This window comes from Streptomyces sp. NPDC087845 (assembly GCF_044742755.1).
Lineage (GTDB): Bacteria > Actinomycetota > Actinomycetes > Streptomycetales > Streptomycetaceae > Streptomyces.
On the sequence record NZ_JBIUVC010000049.1, the window covers coordinates 1 to 3,433 of the forward strand.

2 protein-coding genes are annotated in these 3,433 nt (G+C 70.3%); both read left to right on the forward strand.

The window, feature by feature from the left end; genetic code table 11:
* Positions 1–1,038: 1,038 nt before the first annotated feature.
* Entirely contained in the window at positions 1,039–2,472 is a 1,434-nt protein-coding gene (locus ACIOMQ_RS41355; protein WP_402192882.1) for an MFS transporter, read from the forward strand.
* An 82-nt stretch (positions 2,473–2,554) separates the two neighbouring features.
* The gene (locus ACIOMQ_RS41360) at positions 2,555–3,178 is read left to right on the forward strand and encodes a cysteine hydrolase family protein (protein ID WP_402192885.1); all 624 of its coding nucleotides are present in this window, start codon (positions 2,555–2,557) and stop codon (positions 3,176–3,178) included.
* Positions 3,179–3,433: the final 255 nt, after the last annotated feature.

Consider the following 3,433-nt stretch of genomic DNA (forward strand, 5'->3'; position numbering starts at 1 on the left):
ACACCCACTACGTGGTCGTTCACCACGATGTAGGAGAAGCCGGCATCGGCCGCCTGCAGAGCCCAATCGCGCACTACTGCACGATCCGAACCAATTTCCTGTGACGGGAACCTGGCGCCTGTCAGCACGGGTCCTCCCGGATGCTTTGTCGAGTGGAGATGTGTACGCCGCGGCGGAAACGGCATCGGCGAGGTGGGACGGTCGACCTGACGGAGCCCTCGCGGACCGCAGACGGCGGTCGGATGGGGACCGTGACCGTTCGAGTAGGACGGCCGACGCCGGTGGTGGGGGCTACTTCACGAATGGGGTGACGAAGAAGCCCATGCCGTGTGCTCGGCAGTCAACGCTGGTCGGCGTGGCGCGCGTCGGTCCCATGACGGGGTGTTCCGCGCGGACACCGGCCACCGCCATGTCCGGCCTCCAGCGCCCCAGGGGCGACATTCGGGCCCCTGACCCACATCAGTTTTACGGCCCATTCATTTTAGCGGGCTGAGGCGGATGCCCCAACTGCTGCGCCTGGCGCGAGGCTGGGCAACGTGTCCGCCGCCGGGCCTACCGGTTCCGCGCCCCGTTGCCTGCCGTGCTGGGTGACCTCGGATGCGTACGAGCAGTGATCGTCGGACTGTGCCGGGAGTCGGCAGCCGGTGCCGAGGGCGAATCGGAGTGGTCGCCGAGCAAGGAGTGCGGCGGCACGAGTGCTCCTGGGCTGCTCCCGTCCTCCTGGGCTGCTCCCGTCGTCAGGAGTGCTCGACGCGGGCTGCCGGCGTCACTCGGAACCGGTCGCTGCCGGACGTCGACGCGGTGACCCGTCGGCCTGCGCTGCGTGTCGGCGGGGCACCGCTGTGTGGCCGTGTCCCGTTCGTGGGCAGTCACCCGCACGTGCCCGGTCGCGGGTCCAGTACAGGTTTCGACGGAGTGGGAAGGCTTCAAAACTAGGCAGGCACCCTGCTAATATTTGTCAGGCAGCCTGCCTATCTGCCCGGGGTCTCCACAGCAGGCCTGCTCCGCCGCAGAGGTCCCGGAGGAAGGAGCCGTGCCGTGTCACTCGCCGGTGGCACCAACGCTCCGCGACAGACGGCCGGGACCGCTGCGCCTGCGGGCAATCCGTTCGGCCCGCGCTTCGTCGCGCCGCTGTACCTGGGAGCCTCGCTCAACCCGGTCAACAGCTCGATCATCGCGACGGCGCTGGTCGCGATCGCCGCTGCCCTGCGCATCTCCGTCGGGGACACCGCGATCCTGATCTCCTGCCTCTACCTCACCAGTGCGCTGGCCCAGCCCGCCGCAGGGCGCCTCGCCGAGGAGTTCGGACCCCGTCGGGTCTTCGTCACCGGCATTGTGCTGGTGCTCGTGGCCGGGATCGTCGGCTCGCTGGCTCACTCACTGACGGCGCTGATCGTTGCCCGGGTGCTGATCGGCGCGGGCACCTCGGCGGGATACCCGTCGGCGATGCTGCTGATACGCCGCCGCGCGGAACAGGCCGGCCACGAGGCCCCGCCGCGCGGGGTGCTCGGCGGCCTGGCGGTCACCGGAGCCGCCACCGTCGCGGTCGGCCCCGCCATCGGCGGGCTGCTGGTCGGCTGGCTCGGCTGGCGGACCGCCTTCTGGATCAACATCCCGGTCGCGACGGTCGCCCTGATCCTTGCGGTGGTCGGGATCGCGCCGGATTCCGACCGGATGCGTCCCGGTCCTCCGCGCGCCCTGGCCTCCCGCATCGACCTGCTCGGCATGCTGGGTTTCGGCGGGACGCTCACCGCCTTGATGGTTTTCCTCTCCGCCCTGCCGCGCCCGGACTGGCCCGCGCTCGCTGCCGCCCTCGTTCTCGCCGCGATGCTGATCGGCTGGGAGCTGCGCGCCGGCCACCCCTTCCTCGACGTCCGCCTGCTCGCCTCCAACGGAGCACTGACCCGTACCTACGCACGCAACGGCCTGACGCTGATGGGTACGTACGTGATCCTGTACGGGCTCACCCAGTGGCTGGAGGTGGCCCGCGGGCTGTCCGCCTACCAAGCCGGACTGGCACTGCTGCCGATGGGCGTGCTGACCGCCATAACCGCCCGGGTGGTGTCGCAACGGACGGGCGTGCGACTGCCATTGATCGCCTGCGCGGTACTGCTGCTCCTCGGCGCGGTGGCCGTGCTGTTCGTGGGCAGCGGCACTCCGATGGCAGCGGTCATCGCCGTCAGCGCGGTGTTCGGCCTGACGTCCGGTGCCGGGACCGTCGCCAACCAGACCGTCCTCTACCAGGAGGCCCCCGCCACCACTGTCGGCACCGCCTCCGGCCTGCTGCGCACCTTCGGCTACATCGGGTCCATCGCATCGGCGGCCATCACCGGCACCGCGTTCCACAGCAGCGTGGACGACAGCGGCCTGCACCTCATCGCGTGCGTGCTGGTCGTGATCGCCGCCCTCGTCCTCGTCATGACCGTCTGCGACCGCCGACTGGGCAAGTCCGACCGCCTGCACCCGAACTGACGAGCAATCAGCCAGGGCCCTCACCAGGGGCCCCGTACACAGCCAGAGAATCTCCCGAATCCACAGAGAGCTGATCCACGACATGACCACCACGACCGCCACCGGCGCCGCAATCGATCCCGGCCGGACCGCGCTGCTGCTGATGGACTTCCAACCCGCCGCCCTCGGTGCCGTTCCCGACCCGGAGAGCGTTCTGGCCCGCGCGAGCGAGGCGCTGGGCTGGGCCCGCTCCCACGGCACGCACGTCGTCTTCGTGCGCGTCGCGCTCACTGAGGCGGACGCCGCCGCCGTCCCCACCCGCAACAAGGCCTTCGCCCGGGTCGCCGCGGCCGGACACCTCACCGAGGGCACGCCCGCGACGGCGGTGCACGAGTCCCTGGAGCTACGGGAGCACGACCTGACCGTGCGCAAGATCCGGTTCAGCGCCTTCGCCGGCGACACCGATCTGCGCGCCGAACTGCGCGCGCGGGACGTGGACACCCTGGTCCTCGCCGGGCTGTCCACCAGCGGCGTGGTACTGACCACCCTCCGGCAGGCAGCCGATGAGGACTACCGCCTGTTCGTACTGGCCGACGCCACCGCCGACCCCGACCCGGAGGTGCACCAGGTGCTCATGGAGAAGGTCTTCCCGCGCCAGGCCGACATCGTCGTCACCGCAGACCTCGCCGCACTGAGCACGGCCGGGGAGCCGGCGACGCGGGGCTAAGGGCTGTCCCGTAGTCCCTGGCGGGCGTGCGACGGCAGCTACGGCACCTCGCCGCGTTGTCGGAACGCCCGAATACAGCCAGTATTCGGGCGTCCTCCGCCTTGCGATGCACCGCATCCGATGCCGCACGCCGATCCACCCGGGAATACGGGACAGCCCTTAAGCTTGGCGTTTATGGTGCCTGCCTGTCCGCGCCGACCTTCATCGTGTCGGTTTTGCTGTGTTTTCCGACGGGGCGTTCGCGGGCCCGGTTCC